We start from the raw sequence: 1,423 nt of genomic DNA on the forward strand, positions 1-1,423 counted from the left end.
GCCATCCCTTTCAAGGTCTTTTCGTTTTGGCTCCCTTGATTACCCTGTCCGTTGAAACATGAGCATTCACCGCTGTGCCTTTTACCCATGTCTTGGGTTTGGGCACCTTGGGGCCACGGGGGCTTTTCGCAACTTGTTTGGGCTGGATGTTTCTGGCCAGCTCCAACAAGCGTTGGGCCAGTTGCTCCAGAGGGACAACGGGAAGATATTCCGAGGGCAGCGCAATCTGCATTCCCTCATAACCACTCCTGACCTGAACCGCCAAGTGATAGATGGAGGCTTCCCATCCTTCAGGCTGAGTCTCCCGGTGAGCTTGCTCGACACTTCGTTTGAGGACGGCCAGGACGTTGTAGGCCAATACCGCAGTGGCGAACCCGAGCAAGGCAGCCTTTGGGCTGCCAAGGGTTTCGATTTCACTTTCCAGAATCGCTTCCAGTCGCTGGAACATCCCTTCAATGCTCCAGCGGCGGCGATAGAGCTCTGCGATCTGCTGTGCACTGACGCTTTGGGGCAGGTTGCTCCAGAACATCAAGCTGCTGTCTCCCGAGTCCGTTGGCGAATGAAGCGTCAGTTCGACACGCCGACATTGGTAACCGCCTCTGACCTGGATGATCTGCTCACGCACAGTGCCTGTTTCCACAGGCACTGGCTCCTGCCACTCACCTTCTTGAATCAAGCGTGGATGCTTGGCTTGCTGACGAATGACAAAGGAGGTCTGGGCCTGCTCACAAGCTTCCATGACCGGGAGCGTGCAATAGAGTCGATCAGCCAGCCACACCTGGCCCGGCTCGGCATTGGCCAATAGAGGCAGCACACACACTCGCTCGCTTGCGTAGGCATCTTCACACGCCTGAAGGTCGATGACCTGATCGAGGTCGGGGTCGTAGGCCACCACCGAAAAACCGGGACGAGCGGCGCCGCGCTCGTGACGTAAAGCTCCCAGACGTTTCTCAGTGGATGCCAAGTGATTACCGTCCACTACCCGAACCTGCCAACCCGGCAGCATCGTCGTGCAACCCAGCTCTTTTATGGTTGGAGTCAGGCGTTGAGCGCAGCCCGTAACCAGGGCGCGCAACAGCGCCGGCTCGGTACGACTGATCTTGTCGTAGAGAGCCGCCAAACTGACAGGAAGATCTTCCAGTTGCCGCGCGGCGGCGTGCAGGGATGGCTTCAGGCCCAATGAAACAAGGGACATCAGCTTGATGATGGTCGAGAACAGCAGCTCACGAGAATACTGCCGTTGCCGATGCTCTTCGAAAACCTGATCGACCCACTCAGGGGCAATAGCCTGCTCCAGCGCCAATTTAGCCATGACACTGGCAGGTGCTTTTTTCTCGAAACGCGCTAGAACATCGGCCCACATCGTTTGGGGATCCCTGAATGAAATTTCAGGGGATTTTACCGAAGACCTTGAAAGGGATGG

At 56.9% G+C, this 1,423-nt stretch carries 1 protein-coding gene; it reads right to left on the reverse strand.

Features of this window, described 5'->3' with window-relative positions; all coding sequences use genetic code 11:
- Window positions 1–10: 10 nt before the first annotated feature.
- Window positions 11–1,312 carry an IS4 family transposase gene (locus PseAD21_RS29305; RefSeq protein WP_102359175.1) on the reverse strand — a complete coding sequence of 434 codons (1,302 nt, stop codon included), beginning with the start codon at window positions 1,310–1,312 and terminating at the stop codon, window positions 11–13.
- Window positions 1,313–1,423 lie beyond the last annotated feature (111 nt).

Source organism: Pseudomonas sp. AD21, from assembly GCF_002878485.1.
GTDB lineage: Bacteria > Pseudomonadota > Gammaproteobacteria > Pseudomonadales > Pseudomonadaceae > Aquipseudomonas.

Excerpts from the sequence above, each read along its gene's own strand:
- PseAD21_RS29305 (WP_102359175.1), bottom strand. The coding sequence starts at position 1,312 with ATGGCTAAATTGGCGCTGGAGCAGGCTATTGCCCCTGAGTGGGTCGAT.